At 59.8% G+C, this 19,229-nt stretch carries 17 protein-coding genes; 1 reads left to right on the top strand and 16 read right to left on the bottom strand.

Annotated elements, in window-relative coordinates:
• Positions 1–134 precede the first annotated feature (134 nt).
• The 16 genes from dnaE to rpsB all read right to left on the bottom strand — a co-directional run bounded on the left by dnaE (position 135) and on the right by rpsB (position 18,162).
• Positions 135–3,674, bottom strand: a complete 3,540-nt coding sequence (gene dnaE / locus ACZ3GY_RS03045) for a DNA polymerase III subunit alpha (RefSeq protein ID WP_465908896.1) — start codon at positions 3,672–3,674, stop codon at positions 135–137.
• Between the two features lie 76 nt (positions 3,675–3,750).
• Positions 3,751–4,359 carry a ribonuclease HII gene (rnhB, locus tag ACZ3GY_RS03040; RefSeq protein ID WP_465908895.1) on the bottom strand — a complete coding sequence of 203 codons (609 nt, stop codon included), beginning with the start codon at positions 4,357–4,359 and terminating at the stop codon, positions 3,751–3,753.
• Complete coding sequence (gene lpxB / locus ACZ3GY_RS03035) at positions 4,359–5,492, bottom strand: lipid-A-disaccharide synthase (RefSeq protein ID WP_465908894.1); 1,134 nt, start codon at positions 5,490–5,492, stop codon at positions 4,359–4,361. The genes rnhB and lpxB overlap by 1 nt, the downstream gene beginning before the upstream one ends.
• A gap of 3 nt (positions 5,493–5,495) precedes the next feature.
• Complete coding sequence (gene lpxA, locus ACZ3GY_RS03030) at positions 5,496–6,272, bottom strand: acyl-ACP--UDP-N-acetylglucosamine O-acyltransferase (protein WP_463563866.1); 777 nt, start codon at positions 6,270–6,272, stop codon at positions 5,496–5,498.
• Positions 6,269–6,709 carry a 3-hydroxyacyl-ACP dehydratase FabZ gene (gene fabZ, locus ACZ3GY_RS03025; protein ID WP_042555181.1) on the bottom strand — a complete coding sequence of 147 codons (441 nt, stop codon included), beginning with the start codon at positions 6,707–6,709 and terminating at the stop codon, positions 6,269–6,271. Before fabZ ends, lpxA begins: the two co-directional genes overlap by 4 nt.
• Positions 6,710–6,757: 48 nt before the next feature.
• Positions 6,758–7,819, bottom strand: coding sequence for a UDP-3-O-(3-hydroxymyristoyl)glucosamine N-acyltransferase (gene lpxD / locus ACZ3GY_RS03020; protein ID WP_465908892.1), 1,062 nt, complete (start codon positions 7,817–7,819; stop codon positions 6,758–6,760).
• On the bottom strand, positions 7,819–8,322 hold the full coding sequence (locus ACZ3GY_RS03015; RefSeq protein ID WP_463563864.1) for an OmpH/Skp family outer membrane protein: 504 nt from the start codon (positions 8,320–8,322) through the stop codon (positions 7,819–7,821). Before ACZ3GY_RS03015 ends, lpxD begins: the two co-directional genes overlap by 1 nt.
• Positions 8,323–8,370: 48 nt before the next feature.
• Positions 8,371–10,731 (bottom strand): outer membrane protein assembly factor BamA, encoded by a 2,361-nt coding sequence (gene bamA, locus ACZ3GY_RS03010; protein ID WP_463572492.1) that lies wholly within the window; start codon positions 10,729–10,731, stop codon positions 8,371–8,373.
• Between the two features lie 73 nt (positions 10,732–10,804).
• Complete coding sequence (gene rseP / locus ACZ3GY_RS03005; RefSeq protein WP_465908891.1) at positions 10,805–12,157, bottom strand: RIP metalloprotease RseP; 1,353 nt, start codon at positions 12,155–12,157, stop codon at positions 10,805–10,807.
• Positions 12,154–13,347 carry a 1-deoxy-D-xylulose-5-phosphate reductoisomerase gene (ispC, locus tag ACZ3GY_RS03000; RefSeq protein ID WP_465908889.1) on the bottom strand — a complete coding sequence of 398 codons (1,194 nt, stop codon included), beginning with the start codon at positions 13,345–13,347 and terminating at the stop codon, positions 12,154–12,156. The genes rseP and ispC overlap by 4 nt, the downstream gene beginning before the upstream one ends.
• A complete protein-coding gene (locus tag ACZ3GY_RS02995; RefSeq protein ID WP_465908888.1) occupies positions 13,344–14,159 on the bottom strand; it encodes a phosphatidate cytidylyltransferase in 816 nt (271 codons plus the stop codon). The genes ispC and ACZ3GY_RS02995 overlap by 4 nt, the downstream gene beginning before the upstream one ends.
• Positions 14,159–14,923: a polyprenyl diphosphate synthase gene (uppS, locus tag ACZ3GY_RS02990; protein ID WP_465908887.1), complete on the bottom strand. Its 765-nt coding sequence runs from the start codon at positions 14,921–14,923 to the stop codon at positions 14,159–14,161. Before uppS ends, ACZ3GY_RS02995 begins: the two co-directional genes overlap by 1 nt.
• 16 nt (positions 14,924–14,939) lie before the next feature.
• On the bottom strand, positions 14,940–15,497 hold the full coding sequence (gene frr, locus ACZ3GY_RS02985; protein WP_463563859.1) for a ribosome recycling factor: 558 nt from the start codon (positions 15,495–15,497) through the stop codon (positions 14,940–14,942).
• Positions 15,494–16,237 carry a UMP kinase gene (gene pyrH / locus ACZ3GY_RS02980; protein WP_225834708.1) on the bottom strand — a complete coding sequence of 248 codons (744 nt, stop codon included), beginning with the start codon at positions 16,235–16,237 and terminating at the stop codon, positions 15,494–15,496. The genes frr and pyrH overlap by 4 nt, the downstream gene beginning before the upstream one ends.
• A gap of 187 nt (positions 16,238–16,424) precedes the next feature.
• Positions 16,425–17,288: a translation elongation factor Ts gene (gene tsf, locus ACZ3GY_RS02975; protein WP_465908886.1), complete on the bottom strand. Its 864-nt coding sequence runs from the start codon at positions 17,286–17,288 to the stop codon at positions 16,425–16,427.
• Between the two features lie 130 nt (positions 17,289–17,418).
• A complete protein-coding gene (gene rpsB / locus ACZ3GY_RS02970; RefSeq protein ID WP_463563857.1) occupies positions 17,419–18,162 on the bottom strand; it encodes a 30S ribosomal protein S2 in 744 nt (247 codons plus the stop codon).
• A 265-nt stretch (positions 18,163–18,427) separates the two neighbouring features.
• Here rpsB and map point away from each other — a divergent pair, with 265 nt between their 5' ends.
• Positions 18,428–19,228, top strand: a complete 801-nt coding sequence (map, locus tag ACZ3GY_RS02965) for a type I methionyl aminopeptidase (RefSeq protein WP_463563856.1) — start codon at positions 18,428–18,430, stop codon at positions 19,226–19,228.
• The last annotated feature ends 1 nt before the right edge of the window (position 19,229 follow it).

Here is a 19,229-nt window from a genome sequence, read left to right as displayed (position 1 = left end):
AGCGAATATGCCAGCAAATGCACCTAGGCATTCACTCGGCAGCCAAACCCGGGGGATTGGCTCGCGTCGGCGGCGATCATGCAGTGTCACGGGCGTCGTACGGAGCCTTGGCCCCGCATTTCAGCGCCGCAATTCTAGCGGTATTGCAGGAAGACGTTTTCTCGTCCGAACTGGTCACGCAAAGCTTGAATCAAGCTGTCGGCCGGGTCGATTCGCCAGTCCTCGCCAAACTGCAGCAAGGCTTTCGCGTCGGCGCCGGTGTAATCCACGGTAATTGGGCAGGCGCCACGATGACGGCGGCACAGATCACCCAGCCAGCGTAGACGATCACCTTTCAATTCGCTGGCCTGGACGCGCACACGCAAGCTCTCGGCCAGGCCGGTACGCGCCTCTTCCAGGCTCATCACCCGCTTGGCGCGCAGGCGCATGCCGCCGGAGAAATCGTCATTGCTGACCTCCCCTTCCACCACCACCAAGGCATCGCTCTGCAGCAGTGCCTGATTGCTGGAAAAGGCTTCGGCGAACAGCGAGGCTTCGATGCGTCCGGAACGGTCGTCCAGGGTGATGAAGCCCATCTTGTCGCCTTTCTTGTTCTTCATCACCCGCAGGTTGACGATCAGGCCGGCGACGGTCTGGGTATCCCGTGCAGGCTTGAGGTCGACGATGCGCTGGCGAGCGAAACGCCGCACTTCGCTTTCATACTCATCGATCGGGTGGCCGGTCAGGTACAGCCCAAGGGTGTCCTTCTCGCCCTTGAGGCGCTCCTTGAGCGATAGCTCCTTGGCGCGGTGATGGTTGGCGTAAACGTCTGCCTCGGGACTGGCGAACACGCCGCCAAACAGATCCATATGGCCGCTGTCATGGCTGCGCGCTGTCTGCTCGGCGGCCTGAACGGCCTCCTCCATCGCTGACAGCAACACCGCACGGTTACGGTCGATGTTGGCCTGATAGGCTTTGATCTCGTCGTAAAAATGCGGGCCCAGGCGATCCAGCGCACCACTGCGAATCAATGCATCCATGGTGCGTTTGTTGATGCGTTTGAGGTCGACCCGCGAGCAGAAGTCGAACAGATCCTTGAACGGACCGTCCTGGCGTGCCTCGACAATGGCCTCCACCGGGCCTTCGCCGACGCCCTTGACCGCGCCCAGGCCATAAAGAATCCGCGGCACATTGTTCGCGTCATGACTGACGGTGAACTTGTACTCGGAGGCGTTCACATCCGGCGGATCAATGCGCAACTTCATGTTGCGGCATTCCTCGATGAGGATCACCACCTTGTCGGTGTTGTGCATGTCCGCCGACAGCACCGCAGCCATGAACGGCGCAGGGTAATGCGCCTTCAGCCAGGCAGTCTGGTAGGAAACCAGACCATAGGCGGCCGAGTGAGACTTGTTGAAGCCGTAACCGGCGAATTTCTCCACCAGGTCAAAGATGTTACCCGCCAGGTCTGCGCTGATATTGTTGCTGGCACAGCCTTCGATGAAGCCGCCGCGCTGCTTGGCCATTTCCTCGGGCTTTTTCTTACCCATGGCACGGCGCAGCATGTCCGCCTGGCCGAGGGTATAACCGCCCATGACCTGGGCGATCTGCATCACCTGTTCCTGATAAAGGATGATCCCGTAGGTCGGCTTGAGTACCGGCTCCAGGCCTGCGTACTGATAATCCGGGTGCGGGTACGACAGCTCGGCACGGCCGTGCTTACGATTGATGAAGTCGTCCACCATGCCCGATTGCAACGGGCCGGGGCGGAACAGCGCCACCAGTGCGATCATGTCTTCCAGGCAGTCGGGCTTGAGCTTCTTGATCAGCTCCTTCATACCGCGCGACTCGAGCTGGAAGACCGCGGTGGTCTCCGCCTTCTGCAGCATCTGATAGGTCGGCTTGTCATCCAGCGGGATGAAATCGATGTTGACCAGCTTCTCTTCCGGCTCGCCAGCAGCGCGCTGGTCGCGGTGGATGGTCTCCAGCGCCCACTTGATGATGGTCAGGGTACGCAAGCCGAGGAAGTCGAATTTCACCAGGCCGGCCGACTCGACATCGTCCTTGTCGAACTGGGTCACCAGGCCGGCGCCCTCTTCGTCACAGGCGATCGGCGAGAAGTCGGTGAGCTTGGTCGGCGCGATCACCACACCCCCGGCGTGCTTGCCGGTACCGCGGACGATGCCTTCGAGCTTCAGGGACATGTCCCAGATCTCGGCGGCCTCTTCGTCGTTCTTGAGGAAGTCGCGCAGCGGCTCCTCCATCTCGAAGGCCTTTTCCAGGGTCATGCCGACTTCGAACGGAATCATCTTCGACAGACGATCCGCCAAACCGTAGGACTTGCCCTGCACCCGTGCTACGTCCCGCACCACCGCCTTGGCCGCCATCGAGCCAAAGGTGATGATCTGGCTTACCGCATTACGGCCGTACTTCTCGGCCACGTAATCGATAACCCGGTCGCGACCATCCATGCAGAAGTCGACGTCGAAGTCGGGCATGGATACACGTTCAGGGTTGAGGAAGCGTTCGAACAGCAGATCGTAGGCCAACGGATCGAGGTCGGTGATCTTCTGCACGTAGGCCACCAGCGAGCCGGCACCTGAACCACGGCCCGGCCCTACCGGCACACCGTTGCTCTTGGCCCACTGGATGAAGTCCATAACGATCAGGAAGTAACCGGGGAAGCCCATCTGGATGATGATATCCAGTTCGAAATTCAGCCGGTCGATGTAAACCTGCTTCTTCGCGTCGTAGTCCGGGGTGTCCTTGGGCAGCAGAACCTCGAGACGCTCATCCAAGCCATCGAACGAGACCTTGCGGAAATATTCATCGATAGTCATGCCTTCCGGCACCGGAAAGTCGGGCAGGAAGTACTTGCCCAGCGTTACCTCGATATTGCAACGCTTGGCGATCTCGACAGTGTTTTCCAGCGCATCGGGCAGATCGCTGAACAGCTCGGCCATCTCTTCCGGCGACTTCAGGTACTGCTGGTCGGAGTAGATACGTGGCCGCCGCGCGTCGTCGAGAATGCGGCTTTCACCGATGCAGACGCGGGTTTCATGGGCCTCGAAATCGCCCTGCTTGAGAAAGCGCACATCGTTGGTGGCGACCAAAGGTGCGCCCATCTTGTCTGCCAGGGCCACGGCAGCATGCACGTGCTCTTCGTCGTTGACGCGGCTGGTGCGCTGAACCTCCAGATAGAAACGCTCCGGGAACACCGCCCGCCATTCCTGCAGCAGCGCTTCAGCCTTGGCCAGTTCGCCGTCGAGCAGCGCGTGGCCGATCTCCCCTTCCTTGGCACCGGACAGGGCAATCAAGCCTTCGCTGGCAGCCTTCACCCAGTCGCGCTGGATGATCACCAGATCATTGCTCTGCCCTTCACTCCAGCCGCGCGACACCAGCTCGGTGAGGTTGCGATAGCCCTTGGGGTTCATCGCCAGCAGGGTCATGCGGGTCAATGGGCCGTCTTCGTAGGCGCTGGCAAGCCAGATATCAGCGCCGCAGATCGGCTTGATACCGGCGCCCATGGCAGCTTTGTAGAACTTCACCAGCGAGCACATGTTGCTCATATCGGTGACGGCCACGGCAGGCATTGCCAAGCCGGCAACCGCCTTGACCAGCGGTTTGACGCGAACCAGTCCGTCGACCAGGGAATATTCGGTGTGCAGGCGAAGATGAACGAAAGAAACAGCCATGAAGAAGCCCTGCAGGAAAAGCGACAAAACGCGGATTGTACCGCAACTGGGAGGATGGACAGCGGGCCGAGTACGCTCAGCTACCGCTTGTGGCTTCCAGCAAGCGGCGTACCGGCGCGAAGGAGCGCCGATGGATGGGAGTCGGGCCCAGACGAATCAAGGCCTCGAGGTGCACAGGCGTCGGATAGCCCTTGTGCAGGGCGATGCCATAACCCGGATAGAGCGCGTCGAGCTCACGCATCTCACGATCACGGCTGACCTTGGCGAGGATCGAGGCAGCAGCAATCGCCGGCACCAACGCATCACCACCGACCACAGGCGCGCTGGGCACGAAAAGCTTGGGGCAGCGGTTGCCGTCGATGAGCGCCAGTTTCGGCGTCACACTCAGGCCTTCGACGGCACGCTGCATGGCCAACATGGTGGCATGCAGGATATTCAGGCGGTCGATCTCTTCAACATCCGCGCGGGCTATGCACCAGGCCAGGGCTTTTTCGCGAATTTCGTCGAACAGCTTCTCGCGCCGCGCCTCGCTGAGCTTCTTGGAGTCATTGAGGCCGAGGATCGGCCGCGCCGGGTCGAGGATCACCGCAGCGGTAACCACTGCGCCACACAGCGGGCCGCGGCCGACTTCGTCGACACCAGCGACCAGTTCTTCGACGGTCGAAAAATCCAGGCCCATTTGCATCAGCGACGCCCCAGCAGATCGAGCACCGCAGTAGCGGCGCGCTCGGAGGCGCCGCGTCGCAGGGTGCGGTGAATGGCATCGAAGCCCTCGGTCTGCACGTCGCCATCGACCAGCAGCGGTGACACCGTCTGAGCCAGCGACTCGGCAGTGGCAGCATCCTGGATCAGCTCGGGCACCAGCAGCCGCTGGGCGAGCAGATTGGGCAGCGAAATGTAGGGGCTCTTCACCAGGCGCTTGAGAATGCTGAAGGTCATCGGCGCCACACGATAGGCCACCACCATCGGCCGCTTGTACAGCAGCGCCTCGAGGGTGGCGGTGCCAGACGCGATCAGCACCGCATCGCAGGCAGCCAGGGCATCGTGAGAGCGACCGTCGAGCAGCTGTATCGGAAGATCACGCCCACCGAGCATCTGCTCGAGCTGCTGGCGACGCTCGGGGCTGGCGCAAGGCAATACGAAGCGAACACCCGGACGCAACGCACGCAGGCGCTCGGCGGCATCGAGAAACAGACTGCCGAGGCGCGACACTTCACCGCCGCGGCTACCTGGCAGCAATGCCACTACGGGAGCGTCCAAGGGCAGCCCGAGCAGCTCGCGAGCAGCCGCGCGGTCGGCCTGCAACGGGATGGCATCTGCCAGCGGATGACCAACGAAGCACACAGGAACCTGATGCGCTTCGTAAAACTGTGCTTCGAAGGGAAACAGGGTGAGCATCAGGTCGCAGGCTTCGCGAATCTTCAGTACGCGCTTCTGCCGCCAGGCCCATACCGATGGGCTGACGTAATGCACGGTACGAATTCCGGCACGCCGTAGCTTGAGCTCGACACCCAGGGTGAAATCCGGCGCATCGATGCCGATGAACACATCAGGCTTGCGCTCGATCAGACTGGCGATCAGCCGGCGGCGGCGCGACAGCAGCTCGGGCAAACGACCGAGCACCTCGACCAGCCCCATAACCGCCAGGCGCTCCATGGGAAAGTCGCTGACCAGCCCCTCGGCCTGCATGCGCGGGCCGCCGACACCGATGAACTCTACGTTGGGGTGCTGTGCCTTCAAGGCCTGCATCAGACCTGAACCCAGAATATCGCCGGATGCCTCGCCGGCGACCAGCGCGACACGCAATACCTCAGCCATGGGTCAGCGGGTGATGCCGCGGCTGGAGGTCAGGATGGAGTCGCGGAACACCGCTACTTCGGAGAACTGATTGGCAACGTCTTCCAACTCCACCAGCGCTTCTTCGATGGTGAATCCCTGACGGTAGACGATCTTGTAAGCACGACGCAGGGCCTGCATGGCCTCGGAGCTGAAGCCACGACGGCGCAAGCCTTCGAAGTTCATGCTACGCGCCTCGGCAGGGTTGCCGGACACGGTGACGTAAGCCGGAACGTCCTTGCCGATCGCTGCACCCATGCCGGCAAAGGCATGCGCACCGATATGGCAGAACTGATGAACCAGGGTATAGCCAGAAAGGATCGCCCAATCGCCGATGTGCACGTGGCCAGCCAGTGCCACGTTGTTGACCAGAATGCAGTTGTTACCGACGACGCTGTCATGGCCAATATGGGCATAGGCCATGATCAGGTTATGGTCACCGATGGTCGTTTCATCACGATCCTGAATGGTGCCACGGTGCATGGTCACGCCTTCACGGATGATATTGTGATCACCGATGACCAGTCGCGTGGGCTCTCCCTTGTACTTGCGATCAGGAGTATCTTCGCCGAGCGAGGCGAACTGATAGATCTTGTTGTGCTTCCCGATACGGGTAGGCCCCTTGATGATCACATTGGGACCCAGCACGCTGCCCTCGCCAATTTCTACGTCGGGCCCAATTATCGACCAAGGGCCGACGACGACGTCGTCTGCCAGCTTGGCGCTGGGATCGATGATGGCGCGAGGGTCAATCAAACTCATAACTTGCGTTCCGCACAGATGATTTCGGCCGAGCAGACTTCTTTGCCATCGACCGTGGCCTTGCATTCGAACTTCCAGATGCTGCGCTTGCTGCTGAGGAACTTGGCCTCGAGAATCAGCTGGTCGCCAGGCACTACTGGCTGACGGAAGCGTAGCTTATCGGAGCCAACGAAATAATAGAGCGTACCGTCGGCCGGCTTCACATCCATCATTTTGAAACCGAGAATACCGGCCGCTTGTGCCATCGCCTCGATGATGAGGACGCCAGGCATGATCGGATGCTCGGGGAAATGGCCGTTGAAGAATGGCTCATTGACGCTGACATTCTTATAGGCACGAACGCTCTTGCCTTCAAGATCCAGATCCGTAACCCGATCCACCAGCAGGAACGGGTAACGGTGCGGCAAGTACTCGCGAATTTCGTTGATGTCCATCATTTCCAGAGAAGCCCGTAATAAAAAGAAGAGAGCCCGCCATCAGCAGGCTCAGGCATCAGATGAGGCATTCCCGCTCGAGGTCACGGCGTTCAGCTGTTTTTCCAACTGCTTCACGCGCCGCGCCATGTCGTCCAGCTGGCGGATACGCGCCACGCTTTTCTTCCACTCGGCTGCAGGTTGCATGGCGGTACCGGATGAATAGGCGCCCGGCTCGTTGATCGAGCGGGTGACCATGGTCATGCCAGTAACGAATACGCCGTCACACACATCAATATGACCGACCATGCCGACGCCGCCGGCGATCATGCAATTCTTGCCGATCGAGGTGCTGCCGGAAATACCAACGCAGGCAGCCATCGCCGTATTGTCACCGACCTGCACGTTGTGCGCGATCATGATCTGGTTATCCAGCTTCACACCGTTGCCGATGCGGGTGTCTGACAGCGCACCTCGGTCGAGGGTGGTATTGGCACCGATCTCGACATCATCGCCAATGGTCACACCACCGATCTGGGCGATCTTCTGCCAGACGCCCTTCTCGTTGGCAAAGCCGAAGCCTTCACCACCGATCACCGCGCCCGACTGAATGACCACTCGCTTGCCGATGCGCACGTCGTGGTACAGCGTCACCCTTGGTGCCAGCCAGCCACCTTCGCCGATCTCGGAGCGAGCGCCAACCACGCAGTGCGCGCCCAGCGATACGCCGGCACCAATCTTCGCGCCACTCTCGATCACCACGAAAGGCCCGATAGCAGCACTCGGATCGACCTGAGCATCGTCAGCCACCAGGGCAGTGGGATGGATACCCGCCGCCGCTTTGGGCTTGCGATCGAACAGATGCGACAACGACGCATAGGCCAGATAGGGATTGGCCACGATCAACGCATTGCCGGCGAAGCCTTCGGCATCGGCGGCAGTGAGCAGCACGGCAGCGGCCTCGCAGCTAGGCAGGTGCTTGCGGTACTGAGCATTCGACAGGAACGTCAGCTGAGACGGGCCGGCATCCTGTAAGGTTGCCAGCCCGTCGACCGTCTGATCCGCAGCGCCACGCAAGGTGGCGCCTAACCGCTCGGCCAATTGACCGAGGGTGAATACAGGTGTGGACATCATCAACGCATCTGGTTCATGCGCTCGATAACCTGGCGGGTGATATCAAACTGGGGTTTGACATCGATCACCGCACCACGCTCCAGCACCAGGTCAAAGTTGCCATTCTTGATGACTTCTTCAACAGCCTTGTCCAGGTTGGGCTTGAGCTTCTTGAGCATCTCACGGTCAGCAGCAGCCTTGGCTTCGTTCAGCTCCTTGGACTGGAACTGGAAATCGCGGGCCTTTTGCTTGAAGTCCAGCTCAAGGCGCTCACGCTCGGCAGTCTGCATTTTCTCGCCGTCTTTGACGACACGATCCTGAATGCGCTGAGCATCGGTTTCCAGTGTCTTGAGCTTGTTCAGTTGCGGGCCGAATTTCTTCTCGGCATCAACTGCATAACGCTTGGCTGCGTCGGATTCGAGCAGGGCCATCTGATAATTGAGTACCGCAACCTTCATTTCCGCGAATGCCGGGGTTGCCAGCAGAGCAGCGCTTAACAGAACCAGTTGAGTCAACTTACGCACGGTGCAACTCCTGCAGAAAAACTGTCTTCGTGATTCATGAGCAGACGCTTAGAACGTCTGGCCGAGGGAGAACTGGAATACTTGAGTATCGGCGTCGTCCGGTTTCTTCACTGGCATCGCCAGGCTGAAGCTCAGCGGGCCAAGTGCGGTGATCCAGGTGACACCCACACCAACCGAGCTGGCCAGGTTACCGAAATCGATGTCGCAGCTGTCGCCACGGCGTTTCTGTCCGGAACTGCAATCGGTATCGAACACGTTACCCACATCCCAGAACAGTGCGGTACGCAGCGATCGCTGATCCTTGACGAACGGCAGTGGGAACAGCAACTCCGCACCACCCTGGATCAGCACGTTACCACCGAACGGCAGCGGATCCTGATCCGGGTCAGCCAGCGTGCCTTCGTTCGTACCGGTGCTTGGCGTACTGCGCGGCCCCAGGCTGCTGTCTTCGAAACCACGTACCGAGTTGAAACCACCGGCGTAGTAGTTCTCATAGAACGGCAGTTTGCTGGTAGAGCCGAACGCACCACCATAACCAAGCTGCGTATGGAAACGCATGGTGTAGGTATCGCTCAGCGGCTTGAACACCTGGCCACGGTAATCGAGCTTGTAGAACGACAGGTCGCTACCCGGCACGGTGGTTTCGAACACCAGGCTTTGCGAGTGACCACGGTTGGCCAGTACGCCACGGTTAAGCGTGGATTCAGACCAACCGACGGAAGCTTTGAGGTTCAGGTACTTTTCGCCTTCCTGACGGGTGAAATCGAAAATTTCGTCGACGGTGTAGCGGCCGGTGTTGATTTCGTCTTGCTGCACGGTCAGGCCGTAGGTCAGACGCGCGGTCTCGCTGATCGGGTAACCGATGTTGACACCAGCGCCCAGGCTATCGACCGAGTAGCTGGATACATCGACATCGAGTTCATCGTAGTCAGTGGTGCGGTAGAAGGCGTTGTAACCCAGACTGACACCGTCTTCGGTCCAGTAGGGGTCGGTGAAGCTGAAGTTATAACGGCTCTGGTATTCACTACGGGTCAGACCGAGGCTGACGCGATTACCGCTACCCAGGAAGTTGTTCTGAGTGATCGAGCCACCAAGGATCAAACCGGCATTCTGTGCGAAGCCGACGCTAGCGGTGATAGAACCGGAAGCCTGCTCCTCGACGCTGTAATTGACGTCGACCTGGTCATCAGTACCCGGCACTTGCGGGGTCTCGACGTTAACTTCCTTGAAGAAGCCCAGGCGTTCCAGACGCACCTTGGACTGGTCGATCAGGTAGGTCGAAGCCCAGCCGCCTTCCATCTGACGCATTTCACGGCGCAGCACTTCGTCTTCGGTCTTGGTGTTGCCACGGAAGTTGATGCGATTGACGTAAGCACGCTTGCCGGGATCAACGACAAAAGTGATCGATACCGAGTTGTCGTCATCGTGCGGCTCAGGCACGCCGTTGACGTTGGCGAAGGTGTAGCCCTCGTTACCCAGACGGCGGGTAATCAGCTCGCTGGTAGTGGTCATCACCTTACGGGAGAACACCTGACCTTCCTTGACAAGCAGCAGTGCACGAACTTCTTCTTCCGGCACCTTGAGGTCACCGGAGAGCTTAACGTCACGCACGGTGTACTTCTCGCCTTCATCGACGTTGACAGTGATGTAGACGTGTTTCTTGTCCGGAGTGATGGACACCTGGGTGGAGGTGATATCCATGTTGATGTAGCCGCGATCCAGGTAATAGGAACGCAGGCGCTCCAGGTCACCGGAGAGTTTCTCGCGGGCGTACTTGTCATCGTTGCGGAAGAACGACAGCCAGTTGGTGGTCTTCAGCTCGAACAGATCGTTGAGGTCTTCATCGGAGAAGACGTTGTTGCCCACCACGTTAATGTGCTGGATGGCCGCAACGGTACCTTCGTTGATGTTGATCTTCAGCGCCACGCGGTTACGCGGCTGCGGGATCACTTCAGCGTCGATCTCGGCGGAGTAACGCCCCTGCGCCACATACTGGCGCTGCAGCTCGTTACGCACACCTTCGAGGGTCGCGCGCTGGAAAATCTCGCCTTCGGCCAAGCCGGACTGGGTCAGACCCTTGAGCAGGTCATCACTGCTGATGGCCTTGTTGCCTTCGATCTCGATGCTGGAAATCGACGGGCGCTCGACCACGGTAATAACCAGCACGTTGCCATCACGGCCAAGCTGGATATCTTGGAAAAAGCCGGTTTTGAACAGTTCGCGGGTCGCCTCGACCAGCGTGCGGTCGTCGGCCGACTCACCCACGTTCAAGGGCAGCGCGCCAAACAGGCTGCCCGCGGAAACGCGTTGCAGGCCGTTAACGCGAATATCGGAGATGGTGAAGGACTCGGCGTGAACTTCGGCGATCATCAATGCGGCAAGCACCGCAGGTAGCAGCAGACGTTTCATGAAGTCCTTTCTTATTCCAACTAACGATAAGAAATCAGTCGTTCGAGACGAAAGATATGTAATTCAGCAGAGGTCACAGGCGCCCAAGGTCATTGACCAGAGCCAGCAACATCACCCCGATAACCAGGCTGATGCCAATCTGCATCCCCCAACCCTGCACCCGCTCTGAGAGGGGACGACCCCGCACCCACTCGACCAGGTAATAAAGCAGATGCCCCCCATCCAGCACGGGGATGGGCAACAAATTGAGAACGCCCAGGCTGATACTCAGGTAGGCGAGGAAATTCAAGAAGTCCCCGAGACCTGACTCGGCCGAAGCGCCCGCCACTTTAGCAATGGTTATCGGCCCGCTCAAGTTTTTTACCGAGAGCTCGCCGAACAGCATTTTCTTAAGTGAATCCAGGGTCAGGACGCTCATTGTCCAGGTTCGCGATACCCCTTCACCAACGGCTTCCAGCGGGCCATAGCTGACTTCGCGAAGCATGTCCGCAGGCCATTGGGCAGCAGCGACACCGGCGCCCAGGTAACCGCTGGCCGCCTCACCATCACCACGGCTCGCCAGGGTGACGGGCACGTCCAGACGTTGCCCGCCACGCTCCAGCGACAGCGACACCGATTGCCCTGGCAATGCCCGTACCTGGTCGACCAGATCCTGCCAGTCGACCAGAGACTTCTCATTCAGCGCCAGCAGGCGATCACCAACCTGCAGACCGGCAGCTTGTGCAGGCCCTTCGGGATCGAACTCGGCTAGCACTGGCTCAAGACTTGGACGCCACGGACGCAGGCCCAGCGAAGCGATCGGGTCAGGCTCATTCGCACCGCGTAACCAGTTATCCAGTTCGATACGGCGTAGCGTGTCAGCACCACCACCAACAGGACGGGTGGTAATTTCCAGCTCACCGCTTTCGCCAAGGCGTCTCACCAGTTGCAGGTTGACGGCCGACCAGCCAACAGTCGCCTTGCCATTGATCGAAACGATTTCTTCGCCCGCCTGCAGACCCGCGACCTGGGCCAAACTCCCAGCCTCGACCGCACCGATGACCGGACGCACCTGCTGACTGCCCAGCATGGCCACCAACCAGAAGAACACCAGCGCCAATGCGAAATTGGCTGCCGGGCCTGCGGCCACGATGGCAATGCGCTGCCCGACGGTCTTGCGATTGAACGATTGTTCGACCAGCGCCGGGGGCACATCACCCTCGCGCTCGTCGAGCATCTTCACGTAGCCACCGAGCGGGATGGCGGCGATCACGAATTCCGTGCCCTGACGATCGTGCCAGCGCACCAGCGGCGTGCCGAAGCCTACCGAGAAACGCAGTACCTTGACGCCACAGCGCCGGGCCACCCAGAAATGACCGTATTCATGAAAGGTCACCAGCACCCCGAGCGCGATCAGGGTGCCGACGATCATATACAGTGCACTCATGCCACCTCTCCACGATTCAACCACTGCCCAGCCAACTCCCGCGCACGGCGGTCGGCCTCAAGCACGGCGTCGAGGCACTCGACCGCGACAGCCGGCTCGGCCTCGAGAACGCCGTCAATGATACGCGCGATATCGGTAAAGCGAATCCGCCGCTCGAGAAACGCCGCAACCGCCACTTCGTTCGCAGCATTGAGCATGGCTGGCGCGCTGCCGCCCGCCTCCGCCGCCTGACGCGCCAGGCGCAGACAGGGGAAGAGCACGTCGTCGGGGGCTTGAAAATCCAGGCGCGCCACCGTGAGCAAATCCAGCGGCGCAACACCGGAGTCGATGCGCTGAGGCCATGCCAGCGCGTGGGCGATGGGGGTACGCATGTCGGGGTTGCCGAGCTGGGCGAGCACCGAACCATCGACGTAATCGACCAGAGAATGGATGACGCTCTGCGGGTGGATTACCACTTCGACCTGATCAGGACGCGCATCGAACAGCCAGCAGGCCTCGATTAGCTCCAGCCCCTTGTTCATCATGCTGGCCGAATCGACGGAAATCTTGCGCCCCATCGACCAGTTGGGATGAGCGCAGGCCTGCTCGGGAGTCACCGCGTGCAGCGCTTCGGACGTGGTTTCGCGGAACGGGCCGCCAGAGGCGGTCAGCAGGATGCGGCGCACACCGACCGACTGCAGGCCGCGGGCATAATCCCGAGGCAGGCACTGGAAAATCGCGTTGTGCTCACTGTCGATTGGCAGCAGCACCGCGCCATTCTGGCGCACCGCACGCATGAACAGCGCGCCGGACATCACCAGCGCTTCCTTGTTGGCCAGCAACACCTTCTTGCCCGCCTCCACTGCTGCCAGCGTGGGCTTCAGACCCGCCGCACCGACAATGGCCGCCATCACAGCGTCCACCTCGGCGTGCGCCGACACTTCACACAGCCCCGCCTCGCCAAACAGCACGTGAGTATCGAGGCCAGCAAGGCGCAGGCGAGTCTGCAGGTCGTTTGCCGCCTGCACATCCGCAACGACGGCGAAGCGTGGCCGATGAATCACGCACAGCGCTTCCAGTTCAGCCACCCGGCTGAACGCGGTCAGCGCGAAAACCTGATAACGCGATGGATGGCGCGCGATGACGTCGAGCGTACTGAGGCCGATGGAGCCAGTGGCGCCGAGGACGGTAATGCGTTGTACCTGACTCACAATGTGCCCCACCCCACGAGCAGCAGCAGCGCGGCAAATACCGGAACCGCCGCGGTCAGGCTGTCGATCCTGTCGAGTACGCCGCCATGACCAGGCAGCAGATTGCTGCTGTCCTTGATGCCAGACTGGCGCTTGAACATGCTCTCGGTGAGATCGCCGACCACAGAAATCAGCACGACCAGAGCTGCAGCAGGCAGCGCCATAAGAAATTGTGCGGATGACCAGTCACGGTACACGCCGACCACGACGGTCAGCAGCAAACTCAGCAACAGGCCACCAATCAGACCTTCCCAGCTCTTGCCAGGGCTGACCTGCGGAGCCAGCTTGCGCTTGCCAAAGCGTTTACCCGAAAAGTAAGCACCGATATCGGCTACCCATACCAATGCCATCACGGCCAGGATCAACCAGTTGGCCAGCGGCCACTGCTTCATCGCCACCAAGCCTTGCCAGGCCGGTAGCAAAATGAGCAGGCCAATCAGCAGGCGACCCGGCAAGCCGCCCCAATAACGACTGCTATCCGGGTAATTGAGTACCAGGAAGGTCGCGAACACCCACCACAGCACACCAATACCCAGCACCCAGGGCGCCAGCGCCGGCAACCCGTGCAGCAAGTAAAGCAACAATGCCACCAGCGTTGCGTAGACAATGCGTAGCGGCTGCGCGGCGAAACCCGCCAAGCGCGCCCATTCCCAGGCCCCGATCACGACCACTGCAGCGATGAACAGCGCAAACGCGTCACCTTCTAGCAGGAAGAACCCTGCAAGGGCGATCGGCAACAGGATCAATGCCGTAATGATTCGTTGCTTGAGCATCAGGCGCGGGCCTCGGCTTCGACTTGTTCACTGGTTTTGCCAAAACGCCGCTGACGGTTGGCGAAATCCGCCAGCGCTGCGCGCATGGCGTCGTGTTTGAAGTCCGGCCACAGCAGGTCGGAGAAATACAGCTCGCTGTAGGCCATCTGCCAAAGCAGGAAATTGCTGATCCGATGCTCGCCGCCCGTGCGGATGCACAAGTCGGGCAGTGGCAACTCGCCCGTAACCAGGCAACTCTGTAGCAAGCCCGGAGTAATGTCCTCAGGCTGCAGATGCCCACCCTGAACTTCTCGCGCAAGCCGCTGGGCAGCCTGGGCGATATCCCACTGGCCACCGTAGTTCGCCGCGATCTGCAAAATGAAGCGCTTTTCGCCAGGTGCGCCCGACGTCTTGGCTTCAGCCTCACGCATGGCGGCCTGCAACTCAGGATGAAAACGCGAGCGGTCGCCGATGATACGCAAACTGATGCCGTTCTCATCGAGCTTGCGCGTTTCCCGACGCAAGGCGCTGAGGAACAGCTCCATCAGCGCCCCGACTTCTTCGGCAGGCCGCTGCCAGTTCTCACTGGAGAACGCGAACAGGGTCAACACCTCGACCCCGGACTCAGCGCACACCTCGATCACCGCACGCACCGCATCGACGCCCGCCTTGTGCCCGGCCACACCGGGCAGCAGGCGCTTGCGCGCCCAGCGGTTATTGCCATCCATAATGACCGACACGTGCCGCGGAACGATCGCCGCGGCACCGACTTTGGAATTGTCCATGGCGACTTCCTGGCCGTCAGACGGCCATCAGATCCGCTTCTTTCTGCTTAACGGCAGCTTCGATTTCGGCCACGAACTTGTCGGTCAACTTCTGGATATCGTCAGCAGCACGACGCTCTTCGTCTTCACTGATTTCTTTTTCCTTGACCAGATCCTTGAGCTGGCTCAGCGCATCACGACGGATATTACGCACGGCCACACGACCGTCTTCCGCCGCGTCACGTGCCTGCTTGGTGAAGCCCTTACGGGTTTCTTCGGTCAGTGCGGGCATGGAAATCAGCAGCAGCTCGCCGAGGTTGGTCGGATTGAAACCCAGACCGGAGCTCTGGATCGCCTTGTCCACGGCAGCCAGCATGCTGCGCTCGAACGCCACGACCTGCAGGGTGCGCGAGTCTTTCACGGTCACGTTGGCAACCTGGCTCAGCGGCGTATCCGCGCCGTAGTAAGGCACCATCACCCCGCCGAGGATGCTCGGATGAGCCTGACCCGTGCGGATGCGGCTGAATGCGTTAGCCAGCGACTCAACGCTCTTCTGCATGCGCGCCTGGGCGTCCTTCTTGATTTCGTTGATCATTCTTTGCTTCCCTCGACCAAAGTACCTTCAGCGCCACCCACCACGATATTCAGCAGGGCGCCCGGCTTATTCATATTAAAAACACGCAGCGGCATATTATGGTCACGGCACAAACAGATGGCCGTCAGATCCATCACGCCCAGCTTGCGATCCAACACCTCGTCATAGGTGAGGCGATCGAATTTTTCCGCATGCGGATCCTTGAATGGATCGGCAGTGTACACACCATCCACCTTGGTTGCCTTCAGCACCACATCGGCATCAATCTCGATCGCCCGCAGGCAAGCGGCTGAGTCGGTGGTGAAGAATGGGTTACCAGTGCCAGCGGCGAAAATCACCACCTCACCGGTTTTCAAGTGGCGCATGGCCTTACGACGGTCATAGTGATCGGTGACCCCAACCATCGAAATGGCCGACATGACCAGCGCTGGAATATTCGAGCGCTCCAGCGCGTCGCGCATGGCCAGGGCGTTCATCACCGTAGCGAGCATACCCATGTGATCACCGGTCACCCGATCCATGCCGGCAGCGCTCAATGCTGCACCACGAAACAGGTTGCCACCACCGATTACCAGGCCGACCTGCACGCCGATGCCGACCAGCTGGCCGACTTCCAGCGCCATGCGATCCAGTACCTTGGGGTCGATACCGAAATCTTCAGACCCCATCAGGGCCTCGCCGCTAAGTTTGAGCAGAATGCGCTTATAGCGCGGTTGACGACCACTCACCTGCTGAGCCATTACCAGTCTCTCCTGCGGCGTAAGAAAACGTGCGAGCCACGTGGCTCGCCCATGCTGAGCGCTTCGACAGCGCTCACGACCGTTCGTGCCCCAGGCACCAACCGTCGCTTTGAAAAAAAGCCCATTTGAAAAAGAGGCCGCGCGCGTGAGCGGGCAGCCTCTTCTGGGGCACTAGCTAAGCGGCCTATTACTGCTTGCTGGCAGCAACCTGGGCAGCCACTTCGGCAGCGAAGTCGGTCTCGCCCTTGTCGATGCCTTCGCCCACTTCGTAACGCACGAAGGAAACGATTTCAGCACCGGCTTTCTTGACCAGGTCACCGACCTTGACTTCCGGGTCCATGATGAAAGCTTGCTCAACCAGGCTGGCTTCGGCCAGGAACTTGTTGATGCGACCCTTGATCATGTTCTCGACGATGTTTTCCGGCTTGCCAGCGATCTTGTCGGCGTTCAGTTGCAGGAAGATTTCTTTTTCCTTGGCAACCAATTCTTCCGAGACCTGATCCGGGGAAACAACGGCCGGGTTGGAGGCAGCGACGTGCATGGCAACGTGCTTGGCCAGCTCGTCGTTACCGCCCTTCAGGACGACCAGAACACCGATGCGATGGCCGTGCAGGTAGGCACCAACGGTTTCACCAGCAACAGCGGCCAGACGACGGATATTGACGTTCTCGCCGCACTTGGCCACCAGGGCTTCACGAGCAGACTCACGAGAAGCGATCAGTGGCGCAACGTCGCTCAGATTCTGAGTGAATGCTTCATTCAGGCTGTCTTTGACGAAGCCCTTGAAGTCATCCTGCAGAGCCAGGAAGTCAGTTTGCGAATTGACTTCGATGATCACGCCACGGCCACCCTCGACGCGAGCGGCGATAGCACCCTCAGCGGCGATGTTGCCAGCTTTCTTGGCGGCCTTGATGGCACCCGAAGCACGCATGTCATCAATGGCTTTCTCGATGTCGCCACCAGCGGCAACCAGGGCCTTCTTGCATTCCATCATGCCTTGGGCGGTGCGCTCGCGCAGTTCTTTAACCAGGGCTGCAGTAATCTCTGCCATTTTGAAAATCCTCTTTGGTAGGTCTTCAACCATCGCCTGTCATAACAGACGATCAAATCTGTGAGTGGCAAAAAGGGGGCCTAGCCCCCTTTTTGCGCAGCGCATAACACTAGATGCTCTGCGTTACCGCTTAGCCTTCGGCAGCTTCAGCAGCCGGTGCTTCTTCGACGAACGCTTCGGTAGCGCCACCAGCGTTGCTGCGAGCACGGATCACGGCGTCGGCCATGGCACCCATGTACAGCTGGATGGCGCGGATGGCGTCGTCGTTACCCGGGATGATGTAGTCAACGCCTTCTGGGCTGCTGTTGGTATCGACAACGCCGATTACCGGGATGCCCAGCTTGTTGGCTTCGGTGATCGCGATGCGCTCGTGATCAACGTCGATGACGAACAGAGCGTCCGGCAGACCGCCCATGTCCTTGATACCACCCAGGCTGCGATCCAGTTTTTCCAGATCACGCGAACGCATCAGGGCTTCTTTCTTGGTCAGCTTGGTGAAAGTGCCGTCCTGGGACTGCACTTCCAGATCACGCAGACGCTTGATCGAGGCGCGGATGGTTTTGTAGTTGGTGAGCATGCCGCCCAACCAGCGGTGATCGACGAACGGCGAGCCACAACGAGCGGCTTCTTCGCGAACGATCTTGCCAGCGGAACGCTTGGTGCCGACGAACAGAATCTTGTTCTTGCCAGCGGCCAGCTTCTCAACGAACGCCAGGGCGTCGTTGAACATCGGCAGGGTCTTTTCAAGGTTGATAATGTGAATCTTGTTACGCGCGCCGAAAATGTACTTGCCCATTTTCGGGTTCCAGTAACGGGTCTGGTGACCGAAGTGCACACCGGCCTTCAGCATATCGCGCATATTGACTTGGGACATGGTAGTTCCTTGATAAGTCGGGTTAGGCCTCCACGCGTCCCAATTTCCAACCCTTGCGGGCACCCAGGAAATCGTGTCGACACGTGTGTGGGGTTAAGCTTTCGGGGTCTGCCCCGTAAAGCGGCGCGTTTTATACCATAAAAAGTGGCCCCAAGCTACAGCCTCAAACAGGCTTGCGACTGCCCCAGTGTAGCCCTGCGGCTTCAAGGTTCCAGGCGCAAACTGTTACCATGTCGCGCTTATATATAAAGATACAGAGATCACCATGACCGTCACCCTCAAGACGCCCGATGAAATCGCGAAAATGCGCATCGCTGGCCGCCTGGCCGCCGAAGTGCTGGAGATGATCGCCGAGCACGTCAAGCCAGGCGTCACCACGGACGAACTGAATACCCTCTGCCATGACCACATCGTCAACGTGCAGAAGGCTACTCCCGCGCCGCTCAATTACGGCGCCGCACCAGGCCGCCCTGGGTTTCCCAAGTCCATCTGCACCTCGCTCAACCATGTGGTATGCCATGGCATCCCCAACGACAAGCCACTCAAAGACGGTGATGTGATGAACATCGACGTTACCGTGATCAAGGATGGTTACTACGGCGACACCAGCCGCATGTTTCACGTGGGCAGCGTTCCGGAGTGGGCTGAGCGACTGTCACGCATCACCCAGGAATGCCTGTACAAAGGCATCGAAGTGGTACGCCCCGGCGCCCGTCTGGGCGATATCGGCGAAGTGATCCAGAAGCATGCCGAGAAGCATGGTTTCTCGGTGGTTCGCGAATTCTGTGGCCACGGTATCGGCTCGGTATTTCACGAGGAGCCACAGGTACTGCACTACGGCCGCGCTGGCACCGGCATGGAACTCAAGGAGGGTATGACCTTCACCATCGAGCCGATGATTAACCAGGGCCGTGCAGAAACTCGCGTACTGGGTGACGGCTGGACCGCGATCACCAAGGATCGCAAGTTGTCCGCGCAGTGGGAGCACACCCTACTGGTCACCGCCGACGGCTACGAGATCTTCACCCTGCGCGACGATGACACCATCGCACGCGTTTCTCCCTGAT

It is taken from the genome of Pseudomonas sp. PME37.24/006 (genome assembly GCF_055556635.1).
This window is presented reverse-complemented; position numbering and strand designations above follow the sequence as displayed.

Bases quoted from the DNA above. Each gene is read 5' to 3' on its own strand.
- rpsB (WP_463563857.1), bottom strand. From the start codon at position 18,162: ATGTCCCAAGTCAATATGCGCGATATGCTGAAGGCCGGTGTGCACTTC.
- lpxB (WP_465908894.1), bottom strand. From the start codon at position 5,492: ATGGCTGAGGTATTGCGTGTCGCGCTGGTCGCCGGCGAGGCATCCGGC.
- frr (WP_463563859.1), bottom strand. From the start codon at position 15,497: ATGATCAACGAAATCAAGAAGGACGCCCAGGCGCGCATGCAGAAGAGC.
- dnaE (WP_465908896.1), bottom strand. From the start codon at position 3,674: ATGGCTGTTTCTTTCGTTCATCTTCGCCTGCACACCGAATATTCCCTG.
- bamA (WP_463572492.1), bottom strand. From the start codon at position 10,731: ATGAAACGTCTGCTGCTACCTGCGGTGCTTGCCGCATTGATGATCGCC.
- uppS (WP_465908887.1), bottom strand. From the start codon at position 14,923: ATGGACAATTCCAAAGTCGGTGCCGCGGCGATCGTTCCGCGGCACGTG.
- lpxD (WP_465908892.1), bottom strand. From the start codon at position 7,819: ATGATGTCCACACCTGTATTCACCCTCGGTCAATTGGCCGAGCGGTTA.
- pyrH (WP_225834708.1), bottom strand. From the start codon at position 16,237: ATGGCTCAGCAGGTGAGTGGTCGTCAACCGCGCTATAAGCGCATTCTG.
- fabZ (WP_042555181.1), bottom strand. From the start codon at position 6,709: ATGATGGACATCAACGAAATTCGCGAGTACTTGCCGCACCGTTACCCG.
- ACZ3GY_RS02995 (WP_465908888.1), bottom strand. From the start codon at position 14,159: ATGCTCAAGCAACGAATCATTACGGCATTGATCCTGTTGCCGATCGCC.
- tsf (WP_465908886.1), bottom strand. From the start codon at position 17,288: ATGGCAGAGATTACTGCAGCCCTGGTTAAAGAACTGCGCGAGCGCACC.
- lpxA (WP_463563866.1), bottom strand. From the start codon at position 6,272: ATGAGTTTGATTGACCCTCGCGCCATCATCGATCCCAGCGCCAAGCTG.
- rnhB (WP_465908895.1), bottom strand. From the start codon at position 4,359: ATGCAAATGGGCCTGGATTTTTCGACCGTCGAAGAACTGGTCGCTGGT.
- map (WP_463563856.1), top strand. From the start codon at position 18,428: ATGACCGTCACCCTCAAGACGCCCGATGAAATCGCGAAAATGCGCATC.
- rseP (WP_465908891.1), bottom strand. From the start codon at position 12,157: ATGAGTGCACTGTATATGATCGTCGGCACCCTGATCGCGCTCGGGGTG.